The sequence below is a fragment of the Saccharothrix texasensis genome (genome assembly GCF_003752005.1).
Lineage (GTDB): Bacteria > Actinomycetota > Actinomycetes > Mycobacteriales > Pseudonocardiaceae > Actinosynnema > Actinosynnema texasense.
Genome location: NZ_RJKM01000001.1, coordinates 667,589 through 688,568, shown reverse-complemented (window position 1 = coordinate 688,568; position 20,980 = coordinate 667,589). Strand labels below are relative to the sequence as shown.

The 20,980-nt window shown below is 72.5% G+C and carries 23 protein-coding genes; 17 read left to right on the top strand and 6 right to left on the bottom strand.

The window, feature by feature from the left end; all coding sequences use genetic code 11:
- Positions 1-106 precede the first annotated feature (106 nt).
- Entirely contained in the window at positions 107-775 is a 669-nt protein-coding gene (locus EDD40_RS02725) for a TetR/AcrR family transcriptional regulator (RefSeq protein WP_123741493.1), read from the top strand.
- Here the strand turns inward: EDD40_RS02725 and EDD40_RS02720 are convergent.
- Entirely contained in the window at positions 680-1,567 is an 888-nt protein-coding gene (locus tag EDD40_RS02720; protein WP_123741492.1) for a ferredoxin family protein, read from the bottom strand. The genes EDD40_RS02725 and EDD40_RS02720 overlap by 96 nt on opposite strands.
- 143 nt (positions 1,568-1,710) lie before the next feature.
- Here EDD40_RS02720 and EDD40_RS43115 point away from each other — a divergent pair, with 143 nt between their 5' ends.
- The 4 genes from EDD40_RS43115 (at position 1,711) to EDD40_RS02705 (ending at position 3,950) form a co-directional block, all read left to right on the top strand.
- Complete coding sequence (locus tag EDD40_RS43115; protein ID WP_246037370.1) at positions 1,711-2,100, top strand: hypothetical protein; 390 nt, start codon at positions 1,711-1,713, stop codon at positions 2,098-2,100.
- Positions 2,088-2,408, top strand: a complete 321-nt coding sequence (locus EDD40_RS43110; protein ID WP_246037367.1) for an alpha/beta fold hydrolase — start codon at positions 2,088-2,090, stop codon at positions 2,406-2,408. Before EDD40_RS43115 ends, EDD40_RS43110 begins: the two co-directional genes overlap by 13 nt.
- On the top strand, positions 2,396-3,109 hold the full coding sequence (locus EDD40_RS02710; RefSeq protein ID WP_123741491.1) for an SDR family oxidoreductase: 714 nt from the start codon (positions 2,396-2,398) through the stop codon (positions 3,107-3,109). Before EDD40_RS43110 ends, EDD40_RS02710 begins: the two co-directional genes overlap by 13 nt.
- Before the next feature lie 220 nt (positions 3,110-3,329).
- Entirely contained in the window at positions 3,330-3,950 is a 621-nt protein-coding gene (locus EDD40_RS02705) for a class I SAM-dependent methyltransferase (RefSeq protein ID WP_246037366.1), read from the top strand.
- Here the strand turns inward: EDD40_RS02705 and pip are convergent.
- Complete coding sequence (pip, locus tag EDD40_RS02700; RefSeq protein WP_123741490.1) at positions 3,947-4,897, bottom strand: prolyl aminopeptidase; 951 nt, start codon at positions 4,895-4,897, stop codon at positions 3,947-3,949. The two genes, EDD40_RS02705 and pip, sit on opposite strands and share 4 nt — an antisense overlap.
- Positions 4,898-4,954: 57 nt before the next feature.
- Between pip and EDD40_RS02695 the strand changes: the two genes are divergently transcribed.
- Positions 4,955-5,437: a MarR family winged helix-turn-helix transcriptional regulator gene (locus EDD40_RS02695; RefSeq protein WP_123741489.1), complete on the top strand. Its 483-nt coding sequence runs from the start codon at positions 4,955-4,957 to the stop codon at positions 5,435-5,437.
- Between the two features lie 65 nt (positions 5,438-5,502).
- Here the strand turns inward: EDD40_RS02695 and EDD40_RS02690 are convergent, their stop codons facing one another.
- Positions 5,503-6,447: a helix-turn-helix transcriptional regulator gene (locus EDD40_RS02690; protein WP_123741488.1), complete on the bottom strand. Its 945-nt coding sequence runs from the start codon at positions 6,445-6,447 to the stop codon at positions 5,503-5,505.
- 92 nt (positions 6,448-6,539) lie between these two features.
- Here EDD40_RS02690 and EDD40_RS02685 point away from each other — a divergent pair, with 92 nt between their 5' ends.
- The 9 genes from EDD40_RS02685 to EDD40_RS02645 all read left to right on the top strand — a co-directional run bounded on the left by EDD40_RS02685 (position 6,540) and on the right by EDD40_RS02645 (position 15,363).
- Positions 6,540-6,953, top strand: coding sequence for a VOC family protein (locus EDD40_RS02685; protein WP_123741487.1), 414 nt, complete (start codon positions 6,540-6,542; stop codon positions 6,951-6,953).
- 93 nt (positions 6,954-7,046) lie between these two features.
- Entirely contained in the window at positions 7,047-8,258 is a 1,212-nt protein-coding gene (locus EDD40_RS02680; RefSeq protein WP_123741486.1) for a glycosyltransferase family 2 protein, read from the top strand.
- Positions 8,259-9,071: 813 nt separating this feature from the next.
- Entirely contained in the window at positions 9,072-10,043 is a 972-nt protein-coding gene (locus EDD40_RS02675; RefSeq protein WP_123741485.1) for a tyrosine-type recombinase/integrase, read from the top strand.
- Between the two features lie 46 nt (positions 10,044-10,089).
- Complete coding sequence (gene ku, locus EDD40_RS44220) at positions 10,090-10,908, top strand: non-homologous end joining protein Ku (RefSeq protein ID WP_281277738.1); 819 nt, start codon at positions 10,090-10,092, stop codon at positions 10,906-10,908.
- Between the two features lie 94 nt (positions 10,909-11,002).
- Complete coding sequence (ku, locus tag EDD40_RS02665; protein ID WP_123741484.1) at positions 11,003-11,905, top strand: non-homologous end joining protein Ku; 903 nt, start codon at positions 11,003-11,005, stop codon at positions 11,903-11,905.
- Positions 11,906-11,921: 16 nt separating this feature from the next.
- Positions 11,922-13,370 carry a non-homologous end-joining DNA ligase gene (gene ligD, locus EDD40_RS02660; RefSeq protein ID WP_123747697.1) on the top strand — a complete coding sequence of 483 codons (1,449 nt, stop codon included), beginning with the start codon at positions 11,922-11,924 and terminating at the stop codon, positions 13,368-13,370.
- Complete coding sequence (gene ligD, locus EDD40_RS02655; protein WP_123741483.1) at positions 13,360-14,265, top strand: non-homologous end-joining DNA ligase; 906 nt, start codon at positions 13,360-13,362, stop codon at positions 14,263-14,265. Before ligD (EDD40_RS02660) ends, ligD (EDD40_RS02655) begins: the two co-directional genes overlap by 11 nt.
- Positions 14,266-14,306: 41 nt before the next feature.
- On the top strand, positions 14,307-14,855 hold the full coding sequence (locus EDD40_RS02650) for a GrpB family protein (RefSeq protein WP_123741482.1): 549 nt from the start codon (positions 14,307-14,309) through the stop codon (positions 14,853-14,855).
- A gap of 40 nt (positions 14,856-14,895) precedes the next feature.
- Positions 14,896-15,363, top strand: a complete 468-nt coding sequence (locus tag EDD40_RS02645; protein ID WP_123741481.1) for a PPOX class F420-dependent oxidoreductase — start codon at positions 14,896-14,898, stop codon at positions 15,361-15,363.
- 99 nt (positions 15,364-15,462) lie between these two features.
- Here EDD40_RS02645 and EDD40_RS02640 read toward each other — a convergent pair whose 3' ends face one another.
- The 3 genes from EDD40_RS02640 to EDD40_RS02630 form a co-directional block, all read right to left on the bottom strand.
- Positions 15,463-16,131 (bottom strand): VOC family protein, encoded by a 669-nt coding sequence (locus tag EDD40_RS02640; RefSeq protein WP_123741480.1) that lies wholly within the window; start codon positions 16,129-16,131, stop codon positions 15,463-15,465.
- Between the two features lie 37 nt (positions 16,132-16,168).
- Positions 16,169-18,214, bottom strand: a complete 2,046-nt coding sequence (locus tag EDD40_RS02635; protein ID WP_246037364.1) for a putative bifunctional diguanylate cyclase/phosphodiesterase — start codon at positions 18,212-18,214, stop codon at positions 16,169-16,171.
- 68 nt (positions 18,215-18,282) lie between these two features.
- Positions 18,283-18,639, bottom strand: coding sequence for a hypothetical protein (locus EDD40_RS02630; RefSeq protein WP_123741479.1), 357 nt, complete (start codon positions 18,637-18,639; stop codon positions 18,283-18,285).
- Between the two features lie 67 nt (positions 18,640-18,706).
- Between EDD40_RS02630 and EDD40_RS02625 the strand changes: the two genes are divergently transcribed.
- Together EDD40_RS02625 and EDD40_RS02620 are read left to right on the top strand one after the other, a co-directional pair.
- A complete protein-coding gene (locus EDD40_RS02625) occupies positions 18,707-19,483 on the top strand; it encodes a glycerophosphodiester phosphodiesterase family protein (protein WP_123741478.1) in 777 nt (258 codons plus the stop codon).
- 91 nt (positions 19,484-19,574) lie between these two features.
- Positions 19,575-20,972 carry an MFS transporter gene (locus tag EDD40_RS02620; protein ID WP_123741477.1) on the top strand — a complete coding sequence of 466 codons (1,398 nt, stop codon included), beginning with the start codon at positions 19,575-19,577 and terminating at the stop codon, positions 20,970-20,972.
- The last annotated feature ends 8 nt before the right edge of the window (positions 20,973-20,980 follow it).

The following is a 20,980-nucleotide window of genomic DNA, read 5'->3' as shown; positions in this document are numbered from 1 at the left end:
GCGCGGTGGACTACGTGCGCTGCGTGTGCGGGGTGTGGTTGGTGCTGGAGGCGGGCCGGGTGGTGGCGACGGCCGGCCGTCCGCGATCGGCTAGTGTCCCCTCCCCGTGACGAGCCGTCGGGACCTGCTGTGCGACTGTGCGATCTCGGTGCTGGCGGCGGAGGGCGGCCGCGGGCTGACGCACCGCGCGGTGGACCGGGCGGCGGGTGTGCCGCAGGGCACGACGAAGAACTACTTCCCGTCGCGCGACGCGTTGCTGGGCGCGGCGGCGGCCCGGATGACCGCGCTGCACACCGCGGCGGTGCGGCGGCTGCGGGAGACGACGCCCGCCGGGATCTCCCCGGCGGAGGTGGCGCAGCTGTACCCGGCGCTGCTGCGACGCGCGGTCGTGGACGATCCCACGCAGCTGCTGGCGATGGTGGAGCTGTACCTGGAGGCGGTGCGCCGGCCGGGGGTGCGGGCGGCGCTGGGCCGCATGGCGGTGTCCAACGCGCAGGCGGGCGCGGGACTGCACGCGGCGGCGGGGTTGCCGAGCACCGCGCGCGACGCGGGCCTGCTCGACGCGTACTTCCTGGGCGTGGCGGTGTCGTTGCTGGCGCTGCCGGCGGAGTCGTTGCGGGAGGTGGGCCTGGACGACGCCCACGCGCTGGGGCTGGGCCTGTTCCGCGCGGCGGTGCCGTCAGCCGACGGGGACGAGGCGGCGCACGGCGGTGGCGACGAGCCCGGTGGCCGGCGTGGGGGGCGCGCCGCAGCTGGCGGGCCGGGCGGCCGGTAGGTCGCGCTCGGCGACGGTGACGTGCCAGGCGCTGCCGTCGGCGTGGTGCACGGTGTCGCCGTGCACGGTGAGCACGTCGCGGTGTTCGCCGGTGAGCTCGCGCACGGCGAACTCGGCGACCTGGCCGCGCGGCGCGTGGGCGGAACGGCCCCGGCAGCGGTCGGTGACGACGTGCCCGCGGGCCGCGTCCTCGAGCAGCCGGCCGGCGAAATCGGTGTCGAGGCGGCCGTAGGTGTAGCCGGTGGGCAGCAGCACGCCGGTGGGGGCGAAGCGGTGCCCGCCGGTGTGGGTGCACTCCCACACGGCGTCGGGGCGCGCGGCGGCGAGGGCTTCGGCGAGCGGCCGGCCGCGCAGGGCGCAGCACACGTCACGGCGGCTGTTGGCGCACACCAGCAGCAGCGGCCCGGCGACGGGCGTGCCGAGACCGGTGGGGTGCCCGGCGGCGAGGGCGGCGAAGTCCAGGTCGAGCAGGGCCGCGGGGTCGGCCACGTCGGCCTGTTCCAGCCGCGGCCGGCCGGGGGTGGTGGCGGCCAGGTAGACGCGGCGGGGCGCGTCGTGGTGGGTGTCGGCGTGACGGCCGGGACGGCGGATGAGCAGGACGCGCACGCCGGTCTCGGCGGCACGGCGGGCCAGTTCGGCGCCGAGCGCGGGGTCCAGGCGGCTCTGGGTCAGGGCGTCGCGGCCCCACGGCCCGGGTTGTTCGAGGCAGATCCAGGCGGCGGCGGTGGCGGCGGTGCCCGCCTGGGGTTCCTCGAGGTCCGCGGAGATCGCGGCGCAACGCGGCTCGGTCACGCCCCCAGGGTGCCCTGGCCCGGCCGTTCGAGTGACACCGGGGTGCGGGTTCACGCGTTCGGGCGTCTTGCGGTCGCGGTGGGTGTGCGCTGTTCGCGGTGGGTGGACGCCGTGCGGGCGCCACGGGACGTAGGTTCGGGATCATGACGATCACGGGTGAGGCGGCGGGCGCGCGGTTCGTGGCGACACCGCCGGCCGGGCACTCTCGGCGGCTGGTGGTGGTGTGGCACCTGCTGGGCGAGCCGGGGACGCCGGAGGCGATGGCCGAAGCGCTGCCGCTGGCGGGGGTGGACGCGTGGCGGCTGTACGCGGCGCTGCCCCCGTGGGGCCAAGGCCCCGACCAGGTCCTCGACGGGTACGTGCCGCTCGTGGAGTCGGCGGTCGCCGCGATGCCCGCGCTGGTCGCGGCGGCACGGCGACAGCTCGGCTGCGACGACGGCCCGGTGGACCTGGTGGGCGGTTCGGCCGGCGGGCACATCGCGCTGCTCACCGCCTCACGGCGGGTGGTGCCGGTGCGGCGGTGGCGGTGGTGAACCCGGCGGTGCGGGTGCAGGCCGTGGTGGAGGCCTCGATCGAGACGGGCGCCCTGGACTCCTACACCTGGACGGACACCTCGACGGCGGCGGTGCAACCACTGGACGTGCTCGCGCGGGCGGCCGCGCTGGACGTGCCGCTGCTCGTGGTGCGGGGCGAGGGGGAGTACCCCGCGTTCCGGCCGCTGCAGGCCCGGCTGTGCGCGGCGGCGCCGGACGCACGCCTGGTCGACGTGCCGGGGTTGGCGCACATGCTCGTGACCAAGCAGGACGTGGTGGACGCGGAGGTGACCGCGTGGCTGGCCTGATCGTGGTGACGGGCGGCAGCCGGGGCATCGGCGCGGCCGTGGTGCGCCGGGTCGCCGCGGACGGGAACCGGGTGGTGATCGGCTACCGGACCGCGGCGGCACGGGCGCGGGAACTGGCCCGCGAGGTGGGCGGCGTCGCCGTGCGGGCGGAGGTGTCCGACGAAGCGGACGTGGACGCCCTGTTCGACGCCGCCGCCGCGCTGGGACAGGTGACCGGCGTGGTGGTCAACGCCGGGATCACCAGCCCGGTGGGCCCCTTGGCGCAGCTGCGGGCGGAAGACCTGCGCCGCGTCGTGGAGGTCAACGTGGTCGGCGCGCTGCTGTGCGCGCGACGGGCGGCGCGGGACCTGCTGTCGGGCGGGTCGATCGTGTCGCTGTCCTCGGCCGCGGCCACGCTGGGCTCCCCGGGCGAGTACGTGCACTACGCGGCGAGCAAGGCGGCGGTCGACGCGATGACGGTCGGCCTGGCGAAGGAGCTGGGGCCGCGGGGGATCCGGGTGAACGCGGTGGCCGCGGGCACCGTCCGCACCGAGATCCACGAGCTGTCCGGGGTGCCGGACCGACCCGACCGGGTGGCGTCGGCCATCCCGCTGGGCCGGCCGGGCGAGCCGGAGGAGATCGCGGAAGCGGTGGCCTGGCTGCTGAGCGGCGCCGCGTCGTTCACGACGGGCGCGGTGCTGCGGGTCGCCGGGGGGCTGTGAACGCGGGGCCCGTCCTCGGGTGAACGTAACAGCGAGACCCGACCGTCGCGTGGTCGCGGACGGCGTCCAGCGCGTCGGCCACCACGAGACCGGCGGCGCGCATCGCCTCCAGCTCGCCGGGCTCTTCAACCCGATCACCGCGTCTCTACTATCACAGCATGGTGCGACGGCCCCTGTCCCAGACCGACCGCACGGCGCGCCCGCACCGGACGCCGGCCCGGTGAGCACCGGACCCGTGCAGGACTTCATCCGCTCGATGACCAGCGCCCGACCGGTGCCGCTGACCCCCGACATCGTGCTGCGCACGGCCGACGACGTGACCGCGCTGTGGGAACGCACCGGCGCCCCGGAACCCCCGTTCTGGGCGTTCCCCTGGGCGGGCGGCCAGGCCCTGGCCCGCCACGTGCTCGACCACCCCGACCTGGTCGCCGGCCGCCGCGTGCTGGACCTCGCCTCGGGCTCCGGGCTGGTCGCGGTCGCGGCGGCCCGCGCCGGCGGCCTCGTCACCGCCAACGACATCGACCCCGTCGCGCTGGCGGCGATCGACCTCAACGCCCGCGCCAACGACGTGACCCTCACCATCGCCGCCGGCGACCTGCTCGACACCGAACCGGACGTCGACGTGCTGCTGGCCGGCGACGTCTTCTACGACCGCGACATGGCCGCCCGGGTCGAGCCGTTCCTGCTGGCCGCCCACCGCCGCGGCGTCCTCGTGCTGGTGGGCGACCCGCAGCGGTCGTTCCTGCCACGCGGCTGGACGCGGGTCGACGCCTTCCCGGTGCCGGTGCCACCCGACCTGGAAGGCGTCGCGGTCAGGACGACCACCGTCTGGCGCCTCTAGCGGACCGCGCGGGCGAACCGGTCCGTCGCGGCCACCACCGCGTCCGCCATGCCCGGATCCGACAGCGCGTGCGACGCGCCCTGCACCACCACCAGCTCCGCGTCCGGCCACACCCGGGCCAGCTCCCACGCCGTCCCCAACGGGCCCTGCAGGTCCAACCGGCCGTGCACCAGGATCGCCGGGATGCCGTGCAACCGCTCCACGTCCCGCAACACCTGCCCGTCCGGCAGCCAGGCGCGGTGGCTGAAGTAGTGCGCGCACAGCCGCGCGAACGCCATCCGCCACGCCGGGTCCGCCATCCGCGGCCCCCGCCGGTGGCCCGGGTCCAGCGACACGATCGACGCCTCCCAGTCCGTCCAGTCCGTCGCCGCCTTCTCCCGCACCGCGGGATCCGGGTCCTCCAGCAACGCGTGGTAGGCCGCCACCAGGTCCGTGGCGCCCTCGCCCGCGCCGTCGCGGAACCTCGACCACTGCTCCGGGAACAGCACGCCCAACCCGTGGTAGAGCCAGTCCAGCTCGGCGTGCCGACCCGTGGTCACCGCCACCAGCACGACGTCCGTCACCCGCTGCGGGAACAGCTGCGCGTACCGCAGGCCCAGCGTCGAACCCCACGACCCGCCGAACACCATCCACCGCTCGACGCCCAGGTGCTCGCGCAACCGCTCGACGTCGGCCACCAGGTGCGCCGTCGTGTTCACCGACAGGTCCGTCGAGTACTCGCTCGCGTGCGGCCGGCTGCGCCCGCTGCCACGCTGGTCCAGCAGCACGATCCGGTAGGCCCGCGGGTCGAACTGCCTGGCCATGCCGGGGGAGCAGCCCGTGCCCGGCCCGCCGTGCAGGCACACCACCGGCTTGCCCTCCGGGTTGCCGCACACCTCCCAGTACACGAGGTTGCCGTCGCCGACGTCCAGCATCCCGTGCTCGTACGGCTCGATCTCCGGGTACATCCACCACTCCTCACCGCTACGACAGCACCGATACAACAGCACTGTTACATTAGGGGAGTGGACCACGCACCCGCCGGCCAATACCTCGGCACCCGCCTCCGCCACCTGCTCGACCTCCTGGAAGGCGACATCGCCCGCGTCTACACCGACCTCGGCCTACCAGGCTTCCGACCCCGCTACACGCCCGTCATCCGCCTGGTCCACACCAGGGGACCGCTGTCCATCCGCGACCTCGCCGACACCATCGGCGTCACCCACTCCGCCATCAGCCAGACCGTCAACCAGATGCGCCGCGACGGCCTCGTCGACCTCAAACCCGGCGACGACGCCCGCCGGCGCATCGTCCACCTCACCGACCAGGCCCGCGCCGTCCTGCCCACCCTCGACGCCGAGTGGACCGCCACCACCGCCGCCACCCTCGACCTCGACGCCGACCTGCCCCACCCCCTCACCACCCTCGTCGACGCCGCCCTGCGCGCCCTGCGCGACAAACCCATGAGAGACCGCGTCCACGACCGCATGTCAAACCCGCCCACCTGACCCACCGCCCGAACCGACCACCGCCACGACGCCCTCGACCGACCCCCCGAACCGGGGGAGCGGCATCACCCCACCCCGTTCAACGCCACCAACTCCGCACCCAACCGCGCCAACTCCGCCCGCACCGCCTCCGACTCCACCACCTCCACCAACCCACCCCACCCCGCCAACACCTGCGCGATCATCAGCGGAGCAGCCGCCGACAACCGCAACCGCGCCCGACCACCCACCTCCGCCAACACCTCGCACTGCCGCCCGAACTGATCACGCAACACCGCCGCGAACCGCGGCTCCACCGACACCACCGCCGACACCGACCCCCGCCGCCGCTCCACCTCCGACACCACCCGCTCCCACGCCACCGACAACTCGAACCCCTCCGGCCGCACGAACACCTCATCCGTCACCCGCGCCGACACCACCCGATCCACCCGGAACGTCCGCTCACCCGCACCCGTACCCGCCACCAAGTACCAAACCTCGTCCTTGTCCACCAACCCCCACGGCTCCACCACCCGCTCCGACCGCACCCGCCCACGACCCTCGTACACCAACACCACCCGCCGACGCCCCACCACCGCCTCCTGCAACACACCCACCAACCCCGGCCGCACCCGACCGACACCACCCCACCCCGCCACATCCACCACCACCGCGTCCGCCGCCGCCAACGCACCCTCCCGGAACGTCTCCGGCAACGCCCGCACCAACTTCCGCAACGCCGCCCGCACCTCCGGCGACCCCGACGCCGCCGGACCCACCAACAAGAACAACGCCCGCGCCTCCGACGACGTCAACCCGCTCAGATCCGTCCGCGCACGCCCCACCAACCGCCAACCACCACCACGCCCCGGCTGCGAGTACACCGGCACACCCGCCGACGACAACGCCTCCAGATCCCGACGCGCCGTCGCCACCGACACCTCCAACTCACCCGCCAACTCCGCCGCCGTCACCCGACCCCGCGCCTGCATCAACAACAGGACAGCCACCAACCGGTCCGCACGCATGACCCCAGTCTCACCCCCAAAGTGCTCACTCCGTGCGCACTTCAACCACCAAAGTAGGCGACGACGACCAACCGACCGGAAGAAGGACCACCATGCTCCGCGGACTCACCACCACCAACTTCTTCGCCGACGACCTCGACGCCGCCACCACCTGGTACACCCGGTTCTTCGGCATCGAGCCCTACTTCACCGTCCCCGGCGGCTACGTCGAATACCGCATCGGCGACTACCACCACGAATTCGGCATCGTCCACAGCGACCACGCACCCCACGACACCCGCACCGGCCCCGCCGGCGCCATCACCTACTGGGCCGTCGACGACCTCCACGCCACCCTCGACCGCCTCACCGAACTCGGCGCCACACCCCACGACCACCCCACGGTCCGCGGCGAGGGCTACGCCACCGCCAGCGTCGTCGACCCCTTCGGCAACGTCCTCGGCATCATGACCAACGCCCACTACCACGCCACCCTCGACCGCCTGACCACCACCCGAACCACCTGACCCACACCGAAGTGCGGGGGCTGTACCGATTCCGCGAACCCGATACAGTCCGCTCCTTCCCAGCGCCCGCCACCAGCGCCCCAAGGAGCCCGGATGCCGCCGCGCATCTCCGTCGTGATCCCCACCTACAACCGCGCCGAACTCCTCCGCCGCACCCTCGACAGCCTCACCGACCAAACCCTCCCACCCGACGACTACGAGGTCATCGTCTCCGACGACGGCTCCAACGACCACACCGCCGACGTCACCGAAACCTTCCGCGACCGCCTCCGCCTGCACTACCACTACGAACCCGACCTCGGCCGCCGCGTCGCCCACGCCCGCAACGCCGGCGCCCGCCACGCCACCGCCCCCGTCCTCGTCTTCCTCGACTGCGGCACCCTCGCCGGACCCGACTTCACCCGCGCGCACGCCGACGCCCACACCGGCCGACCCACCCTCAACCTCGGCTACGTCCACGGCTACCGCCCCTGGGACCCCACACCCGGCCTCGCCGAAGCCATCACCACCCGAACCCCGAAGCAAGTCCACCAGGACTTCAAAGACCACCCCGGCTTCCGCGACATCCGCCACGAACCCCTCGCCGCCGTCGACTTCGACCCCGACCGGCTCGCCTTCCCCTGGCTCTTCGCCTGGGGCATGAACTACTCCCTGCGCACCACCGACTTCCACGCCGTCGGCGGCTTCGACGAACGCTTCGTCACCTGGGGCACCGAAGACATCGAGCTCGGCTACCGCGCCCACAAGCACGGCCTCGCCACCCACTTCGACCTCACCGCCTGGGCCGTCGAACCACCGCACGAACGCGACACGGGGGAGATGCTCGCCAGCGCCAAGCGCACCATGCGCCAGTTCCTCGACAAGACCCGCGAACCCGGCGTCGAACTTGTCTGGGCCTCCCTGGAACTCGACGACCCGCTCATCGCCGAGGGCGAACACCGCACCCTCACCGCGTGGACCGACCAGGCACGCGCCCTCGACGTCCGCGCCGAGATCGACCGGCACACCGCGGACGCCGGGGGACCGGTCTGCGTCATCGGCTGCGGCGACGACATCCCGGACACCCTGCCCGAAGGCAGCGTCCTGATCGACTTCGACGCGGAGCTGCTGGCGAAGGCAGGCGGCGGGCACGCACGCCACCACGCGATCGGCCTGCAGATCCCGCTGCCGGACGACTCGGTGCAGCGCGTCGTCGTCACGTCACGGCTCGACGGCATGTGGAGCACCTGGGGCGACGTCATCACCGCGGAGGCTCGGCGGGTGGGCAGGGAAGTGCCCCGGACGCCCGCCCAACGTTCTACTTAACATAATGTAGATTATCGGCGTTTCCGGACAGGCCGGTCGGCAGGGGTCACGGGCACCCGAGGCCCGCAGGCCGGCCACACCGTGACGACACGACGTCCACGCGCGACGGTCGCTCGCCGGCCGTCCGCGACCGTCGCGCATCATCCGCACGGCGGACAGACTGACAGCGCCGCGCGCGCCAAGGCGGCCGACCCGGGCCCGAGAGGCTCCGGGCCGGGAAGTCCCCGAGACAACGTCGGGCCGGTGCACGCCCGAGACACCACCTAGAAACGTCACAGTGACGGATCACCGGTGGTGTCGGCGGATGGCGGACCGACGCGCACGTCGGACGTTCACCTCGATCTGTTGATCATCGAGGGCCGTGCCCCAGGACCTCCGGTGGCACCCCGTCGGCGGCTCGCCGGGACGTCCGGGCGCGGGTCACGCCCTGGTGCGCGTGCCGCACGCGAAGACGCGTCCCAGGGGTCGTGCCCGGCCGGCGGCGGGCGTTCCGAGAGGGGCATCCCCCGGTCGGAGCCCGAACCCCTTCCGGACCCACTTATGATGGATAATTGCCATTATCCATCAATCATCACCCGACTCCGGGAACACGGCGGAACGCGCGCACCCGTGACCCCGGCCCGGCCCCGGTGACAGCCGCGTGCCGGCTCTCCCCTCGACCGGCACGCGACACGTCTGCCGCGTGATCCGGGTCGCCGCCGGTGGAGGTCGTCCGGGTCGGTGCGGTGCTCCCCTGCGGCGATCGGGTGGGTTCGGGGTCCTCCCCTCCCCTGGTGGCCGGAATTGTCGGTGGTGTGCGGTAGGAAGATCGACATGTTGGTGCTTGCCGCTCAGGAGTCGTTCTTCCTCGCCCGTCGGCCGCGGAAGGACTCGCCGCACACGACGGCGGCGTACCGGCGTGATCTGGCGGGTGTCACGGCGTTGTTGGCGGAGGTGACGGGCACGGCGCCGGAGCGGCTGGAGATGGCGGCGTTGACGACGCGGAACCTGCGGGAGGCGTTCGGGGTGTTCGCGGACTCGCACGCGAAGTCGTCGGTGCTGCGGGCGTGGTCGACGTGGAACCAGTTCCTGACGTTCTGCGTGGCGGAGGAGCTGGTGGCGGGCAACCCGATGGGTGCGGTGGCGCGGCCGAAGACGCCTCCGCTGGTGCCGAAGCCGTTGCGGGGCGAGGACACGCCGGAGCGGTTGTTGGCGGCCGCGGCGGAGGGCGCCCGGCAGGGTCGTGATCCGTGGCCGGAGCGTGACGTGCTGGTGTTGGCGCTGGGGTTGGTGGCGGGGTTGCGGTCGGCGGAGATGCGGACGTTGACGCACGCGTCGGTGGTGGGTCGGCCGGGTGAGCGTCGGTTGCACGTGGCGGGCAAGGGCAACCGGGACCGGTCGGTGCCGATCGAGCCGGCGATGGACCGGATCATCGAGCAGTACGTGGTGTCGTGTCGGCGGCGTTTCCCGCAGGGGCGGTTCGACCGGGGTTCGGCGTTGTTGCGCGATCGGCACGGCGAGCCGATCGGGCGGGGTGGGTTGGAGTACCTGGTGCGGTCGTGCTTCCGGTGGGCGGGGTTGCACGACCGGGTGCCGTCGGGGGCGAACCTGCACGCGTTGCGGCACACGTTCGCGACGCGGTTGGCGGAGGACGGCGCGTCGGCGTCGGAGATCATGGCGTTGTTGGGGCACGCGTCGTTGGCGACGTCGCAGAACTACATCGAGGCGACGGCGCGGGAGCGGCGGGCGGCGGTGGCGGGCAACCGGACGTATGCGTCGTTGGCGCGGTTGCCGCATCGGGAGTAGGGGCGGGTCGGGGTGGTTGGGCTGTGCGGGTGACTTGGGTGAGTCGATGTTCGCACAGGTGTACGCAGGTGTTATGAGGGCTTTGTGGCGTGGTTCGGTGTCGTTCGGGTTGGTGGTGTTCCCGGTGCGGTTGTTCGGGGCGACGCGGGATCGCGGGGTGCGGTTGCACGAGGTGCACCGGTTGGACGGTGGGCGGGTTCGGCATCGGCGGGTGTGTTCGGTGTGCGGGGCGGGGTTGGAGTCGTCGGAGGTGGCGAAGGGGTTCGTGTTGCCGGATGGTCGTTTGGTGGTGGTGGAGTCGGAGGATGTGGCGGGGTTGTCCGCGGGGGTGGAGCGGACGATCGAGGTGGTGCAGTTCGTGGGTGCGGACGAGGTGGATCCGGTGTTGTGGGGTCGGTCGTATTTCGTGGAGCCGGAGCGGGTGGCGGTGGGGTCGTACGTGGTGTTGCGGGATGTGTTGGTGCGGTTGTCCCGGGTGGCGGTGGTGCGGGCGGGTTTGAGGGGTCGGGAGGTGTTGGGTGTGTTGCGGCCTCGGGGTGGTGGTTTGGTGTTGCAGACGTTGGTGTGGCCGGGTCAGGTGGTGGAGCCGGGTTTTGATTTTTCGGGTGTGGTGTCGGGTGGTGCGGAATTGGCGGTGGCGGAGTCTTTGGTGGAGTCGATGACGGCGCCGTTCGACGGGTCGGTGTTCGTGGACGGGTATGGGGAGCGGTTGGCGGGGTTGATCGGGGCGAAGGCGGCGGGTGCGGTGGAGGTGCCGGTGGCGCGGGGTCCGGAGGAGACGGGTGGTGGGGTGGATCTGTTGGGTGCGTTGCGGCGGAGCGTGGAGCGGGTGCGGTCGGGGAGGTTGCGGCGGGAGGGTGGTTGAGGGTTGCGGTGTTTGGTCGTGGGGCCTGGTGATTGTTAGCCCGTTCGAGTGACGCCCTGGTGCGGATCGCGCTGTTCGCGGGTAGTCACGTGGCATGAGGTCCGTGTGGCGTGGGGCGATCTCCTTCGGGTTGGTGACGATCGGTGTCCGGTTGTACACGGCCACGGAGGAGCACGACTTCCGGTTCCATCAGGTGCACCGGGAGGACGGTGGGCGCATCCGGTACAAGCGGGTGTGCCAGGTGTGCGGCGAGGAGGTCGCCTACGCCGATATCGCGAAGGGTTACGAGCTGGACGACGGTCGGGTCGTGGTGATGGATGCCGAGGACTTCGACAAGTTGCCGGTGAACACTGATCACGCGATCGACGTGTTGGAGTTCGTGCCGGTCGAGGAAGTGGATCCGATCTATTTCCAGAAGTCTTATTATCTGGAGCCGGACAAGGCGGCGACGCGTCCGTACGTGTTGCTTCGGACCGCTTTGGAGCGCAGTGGGCAGCTCGCGGTGGTGAAGATCACGATCCGTCAGCGGGAGACGTTGGCGTTGTTGCGGGCGCGTGATGACTTGTTGGTGATGCACACGATGTTGTGGCCGGATGAGGTGCGGAAGCCGGATTTCGAGTTCTTGGACTCGGATGTGGAGGTTCGGCCGCAGGAGTTGAAGATGGCGTCGTCGTTGGTGGAGAGCATGGCGGGGTCGTTCGATCCGGGTGATTTCTCGGATGACTACACGGTGGCGATGCAGAAGGTGATCGAGGCGAAGGCGGAGGGTGCGGAGCTGCCGGATCGGCCGGAGGTGGAGGAGGCCGGTGAGGTGATCGACCTGATGACGGCGTTGGAGCGGAGTGTGGAGCAGGCGAAGTCGGCGCGGGGTGGGCGGTCGGCGGCGCGGAAGCCCGCGGCGAAGAAGGCGGCTTCTTCGTCGGGGTCGTCGTCGGGGTCGTCGTCGGGGTCGTCGTCGCGGAAGGCTCCGGCGAAGAAGAAGGCGAAGCCCGCCTGAGGGCGTGGCGGCGGGGATGGGTGGGGATCTTTCGGAGTACCGGCGCAAGCGGGATGCGGGTCGGACGCCGGAGCCGGTGCCGGGTGAGGACGCGGTGTTGCCCCGTGGTGGTGACGACACGTTCGTGATCCAGGAGCACCACGCGTCGCGGCTGCACTGGGACGTGCGGTTGGAGCGGGGTGGGGTGTTGGTGTCGTGGGCGGTGCCGAAGGGGTTGCCGTCGGAGCCGGGGACGATCCGGTTGGCGGTGCGGACCGAGGATCACCCGTTGGAGTACGCGTCGTTCTCGGGGGTGATCCCGAAGGGTGAGTACGGCGCGGGTGAGATGGTGATCTGGGATCGGGGTCGGTACGAGACGGTGAAGTGGTCCGACCGCGAGGTGGACGTGGTGTTGCACGGTGCGCGGGTGGAGGGTGAGTTCGTGTTCTTCCGCCGGGGGTCGTCCGGTGGTGGGGACTGGATGGTGCGGCGGCGGCACGGGGCGGTGCGGGCGGATTGGGTGCCGTTGCCGGAGGTGTTGTCGCCGATGTTGGCGACGTCGGCGGTGGAGTTGCCGGGGCCGGCGGCGAAGTGGGCGTTCGAGTTCAAGTGGGACGGGGTGCGGGCGATCGCCCGGGTGGAGGGTGGTCGGGTGCGGTTGACGAGTCGGTTGGGCAACGACGTGACGGGGACGTACCCGGAGTTGCAGGGGTTGGGTGCGCAGTTGGGTGCGACGCAGGTGTTGTTGGACGGGGAGATCGTGGCGTTGGAGGGTGGTCGGCCGAGTTTCGGGGCGTTGCAGCGGCGGATGCACGCGTCGGCGGCGCAGGCGCGGCGGTTGGTGGCGGGGTCGCCGGTGACGTTCCTGGTGTTCGACGTGTTGCACCTGGACGGTTCGCCGACGGTGGGGTTGTCGTATGCGCGGCGGCGTGAGTTGTTGGAGGGGTTGGGGTTGGCGGGGGCTCATTGGTTGACGCCGAAGGCGTTCCCGGGTCAGGGGGCGGCGGTGTTGGCGGCGAGTCGGGAGCAGGGGTTGGAGGGGGTGGTGGCGAAGCGGCTGGATTCGCGGTACGTGCCGGGTCAGCGGTCGCCGTCGTGGGTGAAGGTGACGGCGGTGGCGACGCAGGAGGTGGTGATCGGGGGGTGGCGGCCGGGTGAGGGCAAGCGCCGGGGTCTGGTGGGGGCGTTGTTGTTGGGCATCCCGGACGGTGGGGGTGGGTTGGTGTTCGCGGGGTCGGTGGGGACGGGGTTCGACCAGGCGGAGTTGGAGCGGTTGACGGCGCGGTTGTCGGAGTTGGGGGTGGCGGGGTCGCCGTTCGGGTCGGGGGTGCCGCGGGCGCGGGCTCGGGGTGCGCGGTGGGTGCGGCCGGTGTTGGTGGGTGAGGTGGCGTACCGGCAGTGGACGGCGGATGGCCGGTTGCGGTTCGCGACGTGGCGGGGGTTGCGGCCGGATCGGGCGCCCGGGGAGGTGCGTCGTGACGGGTGAGGCGTTGGTGCGGGTGGAGGGTCGTCTGGTGAAGCTGACGAACCTGGACAAGGTGCTGTACCCGGAGGTGGGGTTCACCAAGGCGGAGGTGATCGACTACTACACGCGGATCGCGCCGGTGTTGTTGCCGCACGTGGTGGGGCGGCCGATGACGGTGCGGCGGTTCCCGAACGGGGTGGACGGGAAGTCGTTCTTCGAGAAGAACGCGCCGTCGCACGCGCCGGAGTGGGTGCGGACGGTGCGGGTGGAGACGCCGGGGTCGTCGCGGGGGGCGGAGTACGCGGATTTCGTGGTGGTGGACGACTTGGCGACGTTGGTGTGGTTGGCGAACCTGGCGGCGTTGGAGTTGCACGTGCCGCAGTGGGGTGTGGGTGCGCGGGGTGCGCGGCACTCCCCCGACCTGGTGGTGTTCGACCTGGATCCGGGTGAGCCGGCGACGGTGGTGCAGTGCTGCCGGGTGGCGTGCCGGGTGCGGGAGGTGTTGGAGGGTGACGGGTTGGCGCCGGTGGTGAAGACGTCGGGGTCGAAGGGGTTGCAGGTGTACGCGGCGGTGTCGGTGTCGTCGGCGGGGTCGACGTCGGAGTACGCGAAGGGTGTGGCGCAGCGGTTGGCGGGTGAGTGGCCGGAGGAGGTGGTGTGGCGGATGGCGAAGGCGCAGCGGACGGGGAAGGTGTTGATCGACTGGTCGCAGAACAACCCGGCGAAGACGACGGTGGCGCCGTACTCGTTGCGGGCGCGGGCGCGGCCGTCGGTGTCGACGCCGGTGTCGTGGGAGGAGGTGGAGGCGTGCCGGGTGGTGGAGGACCTGGTGTTCCTGGCGGACGAGGTGCGGGAGCGGGTGCGGGCGGGGGGTGACCTGTTCGCGGTGGGAACGGCGTCGCCGCTGCCCGGGTGAGGGCTCTAGGCTGGTCCGTCGGGCGTGAGGAGGGATGGGTCGTGGGGTTGTCGGAGGAGCGGATCCGGGCGGCGCACGTGGGTGCCGCGCCGAGGTTGGCCGGTCGGGTGGTGCTGGTGGCTTACGACCCGGCGTGGCCGGGGTTGTACGAGCGTGAGGCGGCGCGGATCCGGGGCGCGTTGGGTGCGGGGGTGTTGGGGTTGGCGCACGTGGGGTCGACGTCGGTGCCGGGGTTGGCGGCGAAGCCGGTCGTGGACGTGGTGTTGGCGGTGGCGGATTCGGCGGACGAGGCGTCGTACGTGCCGGCGTTGGAGGCGGTGGGGTACGTGGTGCGGATCCGGGAGCCGGAGTGGTTGGAGCACCGCATGTTCAAGGGGCCGGACACGGACGTGAACCTGCACGTGTTCACGGCGGGTGAGCCGGAGGTGGCGCGGATGGTGGCGTTCCGGGACCGGTTGCGGGTGTCGGAGGAGGATCGGGTGCTCTACGAGCGGACGAAGCGGGAGCTGGCGGCGCGGGATTGGACGTACCTGCAGCAGTACGCGGACGCGAAGGCGGATGTGGTGGCCGACATCCTGGGTCGCGCCTGAGGTCTCCTCTCCCCCGGGTTGTGTCTCCTAGGCTGGTGGCATGCCGAGAATCGCCACCGCCGATCGCGTGTCCCGTGCCGAGTTGGTCGAGTTCCTGCGGCCGCGTCACCGTGCGCTGCTGGTCACCGCGCGCGCCGACGGGCGTCCGCAGGTGTCGCCGGTGACGTGCGGGGTGGACGGTGAGGGCCGGGTGGTGGTGTCGACGTATCCGGGGCGGGCGAAGTCGCGCAACGCGCGTCGGGACGAGCGGGTGACGGTGTGCGTGCTGTCCGACGACTGGGACGGTCCTTACGTCCAGGTGGACGGGCGGGCGGAGGTGCTGGACCTGCCGGAGGCGTTGGAGCCGCTGGTGGACTACTACCGGTGCGTCGCGGGTGAGCACCCGGACTGGGACGAGTACCGCGACGCGATGCGTCGTCAGGGCAAGTCGTTGCTCCGGGTCACGATCGACCGGTGGGGTCCGATCGCGACGGGTGGTTTCCCGCCGGAGCTCGTCCAGGGCTCCTAGCGTCCGGGCGCTCTCCCGGCCGGGTGTGCTGCGGGGAGCCCGGCCGGGGTCTGGTTGACGGCGGGGCTCCCCGGTGCGGGGTGGCCGCTCCCCCGGTGTTCAGGCGTGTGCCTGGTGGGTGGCGCACCAGGCGCCGCCCCAGCCGGGTGGGTCCTCCAGCAGGGCGAACACGGAGCCGGCGGGGTCGGCGACGGCCGCGACGACGCCGGTGGGGACGGCTTGGGGGCCGATGAGGACGGCGCCGCCCATGTCGGTCGCCTCGGCGAGGGCCGCGGTGATGTCGGGGACGGCGAAGTAGCAGGTCCAGCCGCCGCGGGCGGTGAGGCGGCCGGCGACGGGGCGGCGGTCGTCGCCGGTGCCCGTGTCGTAGAGGGTGAATTCGCCGTCGGGGTCGCGGACCTGCCAGCCCAGTTCGCCGGCCCAGTAGTCGTCGTCGGCGGGTTCGCCCATCAGTTCCACCCAGCAGGGTTCGCCGGGGCGTGGCCGGGGCGCCCAGGGGCCGTGCAGGACGCGGCCCTGGTCGACGGCGGCGCCGAGGTCGAGGTCGCGGGGTTCGGCGCCGGCGAACACGACGTGCCAGGCGGGGTCGCCGGGGTGCACGCGCAGGGCCAGGCGGTCGCCGACCCAGCCGGTGAACGCGCCGTCGGGTTCGGCGATGAGCACCCAGCCGAGCAGGTGGGCGTAGAACTCGGCGATCGGTTCGGGGTGGGTGGTGCTCAGCTCGACGCGGCGGACACCGCGTGCGGGGCTGTCGGGGGTACCGGGCACGGCGGTGGCTTCCCATCGGGGGGCGGGGCGGTGGTGATCAGGAACGCGCCCCATCCTCCGCACCGGCCATGCGTGGCGACAATGCGCCGTTCGGCGGCTGCGGCTGGGCCGAGAGGACGCGGTCGAGGGGTTGGGGTCGGCCGAGGTGGAAGCCCTGGCCGATCTGGACGCCGAGGCGGGCGAGGGCGTCGACCTGGGCGGGGCGCTCGACCCACTCGGCGACGGCGGTGAGGCCGAGGCCTTGGGCGATCTGCACGATGCCGGCGACGAGGACGGCGTCGGTGGAGCGTTCGTCGATGCCGCGCACGAACTCGCCGTCGATCTTGATGCCGGTGATGGGCAGGTGTTTGAGGTGGACGAACGAGCCGAAGCCGGAGCCGAAGTCGTCGAGGATGATGCGGCAGCCGAACGCGCGCAGTTGCAGCGCGAGGGCGCGGGCGGCGTCGAGGTTGGTGACGGCGGCGGTTTCGGTGATCTCCAGGCCGAGGCGGCCGGGTGCGACGCCGGCGGTGGCGAGGCGGTCCAGGACGAACCCGCCGAAGTCCTCGTCCTCGAGGGTGCGGCCGGAGATGTTGACGTTGAACCGCAGTCGTGGGTCGGGGTGGCCGACGAGTGCGTCGATGGCGGTGGACAGCACCCACCGGTCGATGTCGAGGACGAGGTCGGAGCGTTCGGCCTCGGGCAGGAACTCGGCGGGCCCCAGGTAGGGGTCCTGGCCGTCTTCCAGGCGCAGCAGCAGTTCGTGGCCGAGGGTGGTGCCGGTGGCCAGCTGGACCATGGGCATGGCGTGCAGGGCGAGTCCGCCGTCGTCGAGGGCGGCGCGCAGCCGGTCCAGGACGGAGACGCGTTTCGCGGTGTCGGCGTAGTGGCCGGGTTCGTAGACGGTGACCCGGTTGCGGCCGGCGGCTTTGGAGGCGTAGAGGGCGAGGTCGGCGTTGGCCAGGACGAGTTCCCACGTGTCGCCGGGTCCGTACTCGGCGACGCCGGTGGACACGGTGATGCTGCGGGCGGCGCCGACGAGCGGCAACGCGGCTACGGCATCGCGCAGTCCTTCGGCGACGCGGGCGGCGTCGGCGGGGGTGGCGCCGGGCAGCACGACGGCGAACTCGTCGCCGCCGAGGCGGCCGATCAGCTGGGACGGCGCCAGGCGTGAGCGCAGGGTGGTGGCGAGGGCTTTCATCAGGCGGTCGCCGACGGCGTGCCCGCGCAGGTCGTTGACGTCCTTGAAGTTGTCCAGGTCCAGCAGCAGCATCGCGCCGGGGCCGCCGCCGGCGAGTTGCCGTTCCAGTTCGCGGGTGACGGCGCGCCGGTTCGCCAGGCCGGTGAGGGGGTCCTGCTCGGCCAGGGCGAGCAGTTCGTCGTGCACGCGGCGGGCGCGGGTGATGTCGTGGGCGGTGCCCAGCACGCGCAGCGGTGAGCCGTCCTCGTCGGCCACGACCTCGCCGAAGCACTCGAACCAGCGTTCGGTGCGGTCCTCGCCCAGCAGCATGCGGTGGGTGTAGGAGAACCCGGCGCCCGACCGCATGGCCTCCTCGAGGGTGGCCTGGATCATGGACAGGTCCTCGGGGTGCACGAGGGCGGCGTAGCCGTCGAAGTCCAGCTCGGTGTCGGGGCCGAAGCCGAACATCTCCAGCAGGGTGTCCGACCACACGACGCGGTCTTCGGCGATGTGCCACTCCCAGGTGCCCATGCGGCCCAGGACCTGGGCGCGGCGCAGGGCGTCGGCCTCGTGGGTGGCCTCGAGTTCGCGGTCGCGCCACGCGGTGACGTCCACGACCCGGTACAGCAGCCGTTCGTCGGTGTCGTGGCCGGTGGCCGGGAGGGTCTGGCAGGTGACCTCGAGCCAGCGGTGCCCCTTGCGGTAGGCGCTGGGTGTGAGCAGCGCCAGGCCGGCGCGGGGCCGTTCGGGCGCGCCGGGCAGCAGCGCGGGCAGCGACCGGCCGACCACGTGGTCGACGGGCACGCCGAGGATGTCCGCCAGCGCCGGGTTCACCCAGGCCAGCGTTCCGTTCGCGTCCGTCACACCGAAACCGACGTCGGCCCGGTCGAGCACCTCGTGGTGCAACGCGCCGTTGCCGTTCACGCGCCCCTCCTCGCCCACCCGCGCGCCATGATGGTCGAGACCACACGCGGGGGGCAAGCCGACACGAGTCAGCGCAACCGCTCCAGACCGCGCGCGGTGTCCACCAGTTCCGCCGCCAGGCGTCGCAGCTCGGCCCCGTCGGCGCCGTCCGCGGCGGCGGTGGCGACGTCCTCCGCGGCGCACCGCAGCTGGAACAGCCGGTCCTGCAGGTCGGCCAGCTCCCCCGCGGACAGCACGACGGCGTCCTCGGGCAGTCCGCCGCGCTGCACGGCGGCGCGCCGTTCGTAGGCGCGTTGCCGGCAGGGCTGCGCGCAGTAGCGGCGCGGCCGGCCGATGCGGCCGCTGTCGGGCAGGCGGCGTCCGCACCAGGCGCAGTGCCTGGCTTCCTCACGGCGTGCCGCGACGGGCTCGGTCACCAGCTCCATGGCGGGCGACGCTATCCCGCTACCGACCGGTCACCGCCGCGCCACGCCGCCAGGGCAGACTCCGGGTGTGACCGCGAACCACCCGTACCTGTCCGGACCGCGCCCCCGCGCGTTCGCCCACCGGGGCTGGCACCTCGACGAGCTGTCGGGGATGGAGAACTCGCTGGCCGCGTTCCGCCGCGCCCACCGGGAGGGCTACCGGTATCTGGAGACCGACGTGCACGCGACGTCCGACGGGGTGGTCGTGGTGCACCACGACGCGACGCTGGACCGCACGACCGACGGGACCGGGCCGGTGGCGGCGCAGCCGTGGTCGGCGGTGCGGCGGGCGAACGTGGGCGGGCGGGAGCCGGTGACCAGGCTGGAGGACCTGCTGGAGGACCTGCCGGACGCGTGGGTGAACATCGACGTCAAGGCCGATTCGGCGGTGGTGCCGGTGCTGGAGGCGCTGCGCCGCGCCGGCGCGCTGGGCCGGGTGTGCCTGGCGTCGTTCTCGGAGAGGCGGCTGGCCCGGTTGCGGCGCCTGGGCGGGCCGGGGCTGCTGACGTCGATGGGGCCGCGGTCGGTGGGCGCGTTGTGGGCGGCGGGGCGGGTGCCGCTGGTGGGGTTGCCGGTGCGGGGCATGGTGGCGCAGGTGCCGGTGCGGCAGGGCCGGCTGCTGGTGGTGGACGGCCGGTTCGTGGCCGCCGCGCACCGGCGGGGCCTGGAGGTGCACGTGTGGACGGTCGACGAGGAGGCGGAGATGCGGCGGCTGCTGGACCTGGGCGTGGACGGGTTGGTCACCGACCGGCCCGACCGGCTGCGGGACGTGCTGCTCGACCGGGGGGTCTGGGCGGGGGGCTGAGCGGGCCGCGCGTGGCGCGCGGACGGCCGGTTGGCAACAGCTTGGTGGTGATCACCACGAACGGGTGGCGGGCGATATACAGTCCGCCCCCATGAGCGTGGCCGACAGCACCGCACCCGCCGTGGACCGCAAGCGGGAACAGCGCGGGTGGACCTGGTACGACTGGGCGAACTCGGTGTTCCCCACCTCGGTGGTCACCGTGTTCCTCTCCGGTTACCTCACCGCGGTGGCCAAGGAGGCGGCCGTCGCCGACACCGCCCGCAACGGCCCGGACGCCTGCGTGGACGGGTCGCTGCGGCAGTGCGACATCTCCCTGTTCGGCGCCTACTTCCCGGCCGGGTCGCTGTGGGGCTACCTGCTGTCCATCGCCACGCTCGTGCAGGTCGTGGTGCTGCCGGTGATGGGCGCGATCGCCGACCGGACCCAGAACAAGCGCCGCATGCTCGGCGGGCTGGCGTTCACCGGTTCGGTCGCGACGGTCGCGCTGGCCACGGTCAGCGGCGACGACTGGCACCTGGGCGTGGCGCTGTTCGTGCTGGGCAACATCTGCTACGGCGCGTCGGTCGTCGTGTACTACGCGTTCCTGCCGGAGATCGCGACCCCCGACGAGCGCGACGCGGTGTCCACCCGCGGCTGGGCGTTCGGGTACCTGGGCGGCGGTCTGGCGCTGGCGGTGCAGCTGGCGCTGTTCATCGGTCACGACGCGATCGGGTTGAGCGAGGGCGCGGCGGTCCGCGTCGGGTTCGTGTTCTCGGGTCTGTGGTGGGCGGGGTTCACGCTCATCCCGCTGGCGCGGCTCAAGCGGCACCAGCCGCCGCACGGCGCCGAGTCGGGCGCGTCGGTGGTCACCGCCGGGTTCGCCGAGCTGCGGCAGACGATCAAGCAGGCCCGCCTGTTCCCGTTGACGTTGGCGTTCCTGGGCACCTACCTCATCTACACCGACGGCATCGCCACCGTCGCGAACGTCTCGGCCCAGTACGGGCGTGACGAACTGCTGCTCGACGAGACGGTGCTGATCACCACGATCCTGATCGTGCAGTTCGTCGCGTTCCTGGGCGGCATGCTGCACGGGCGGGTGGCGAAGTCGTGGGGCGCGAAGCGCACGATCATGGTGAGCCTGTGCGTGTGGATCGTGGTGGTCGCGGCGGCGTTCTTCGTGCAGGCCGGGCAGCAGGTCCAGTTCTACGGGCTCGCGGTGGGGATCGGGCTGGTGCTGGGCGGCACGAACGCGTTGTCGCGGTCGCTGTTCAGCCAGATGATCCCGCCCGGCCGCGAGGCGCAGTACTTCTCCCTCTACGAGGTCGGCGAGCGGTCCACGTCGTGGCTGGGGCCGATGGTGTTCGCCGGGGTCGGCCAGGCCACCGGGTCGTTCCGGCTGGCGATCGTCTCGCTGGTGGTCTTCTTCGTGGCCGGGTTCGTGCTGATGATCTTCGTGCCGGTGCGCAAGGCGATCGCCGCGTCCGGCAACCCGGTGCCCGCCAAGGTGTGACCGGTCCC

Bases quoted from the DNA above. Each gene is read 5' to 3' on its own strand.
- EDD40_RS02645 (WP_123741481.1), top strand. From the start codon at position 14,896: ATGCCGAGAATCGCCACCGCCGATCGCGTGTCCCGTGCCGAGTTGGTC.
- EDD40_RS02685 (WP_123741487.1), top strand. From the start codon at position 6,540: ATGCTCCGCGGACTCACCACCACCAACTTCTTCGCCGACGACCTCGAC.
- EDD40_RS43115 (WP_246037370.1), top strand. From the start codon at position 1,711: ATGACGATCACGGGTGAGGCGGCGGGCGCGCGGTTCGTGGCGACACCG.
- EDD40_RS02630 (WP_123741479.1), bottom strand. From the start codon at position 18,639: ATGGAGCTGGTGACCGAGCCCGTCGCGGCACGCCGTGAGGAAGCCAGG.
- EDD40_RS02680 (WP_123741486.1), top strand. From the start codon at position 7,047: ATGCCGCCGCGCATCTCCGTCGTGATCCCCACCTACAACCGCGCCGAA.
- ku (WP_281277738.1), top strand. From the start codon at position 10,090: ATGTTCGCACAGGTGTACGCAGGTGTTATGAGGGCTTTGTGGCGTGGT.
- pip (WP_123741490.1), bottom strand. From the start codon at position 4,897: ATGTACCCGGAGATCGAGCCGTACGAGCACGGGATGCTGGACGTCGGC.
- ku (WP_123741484.1), top strand. From the start codon at position 11,003: ATGAGGTCCGTGTGGCGTGGGGCGATCTCCTTCGGGTTGGTGACGATC.
- EDD40_RS02690 (WP_123741488.1), bottom strand. From the start codon at position 6,447: ATGCGTGCGGACCGGTTGGTGGCTGTCCTGTTGTTGATGCAGGCGCGG.
- ligD (WP_123747697.1), top strand. From the start codon at position 11,922: ATGGGTGGGGATCTTTCGGAGTACCGGCGCAAGCGGGATGCGGGTCGG.
- EDD40_RS02675 (WP_123741485.1), top strand. From the start codon at position 9,072: ATGTTGGTGCTTGCCGCTCAGGAGTCGTTCTTCCTCGCCCGTCGGCCG.
- EDD40_RS02620 (WP_123741477.1), top strand. From the start codon at position 19,575: ATGAGCGTGGCCGACAGCACCGCACCCGCCGTGGACCGCAAGCGGGAA.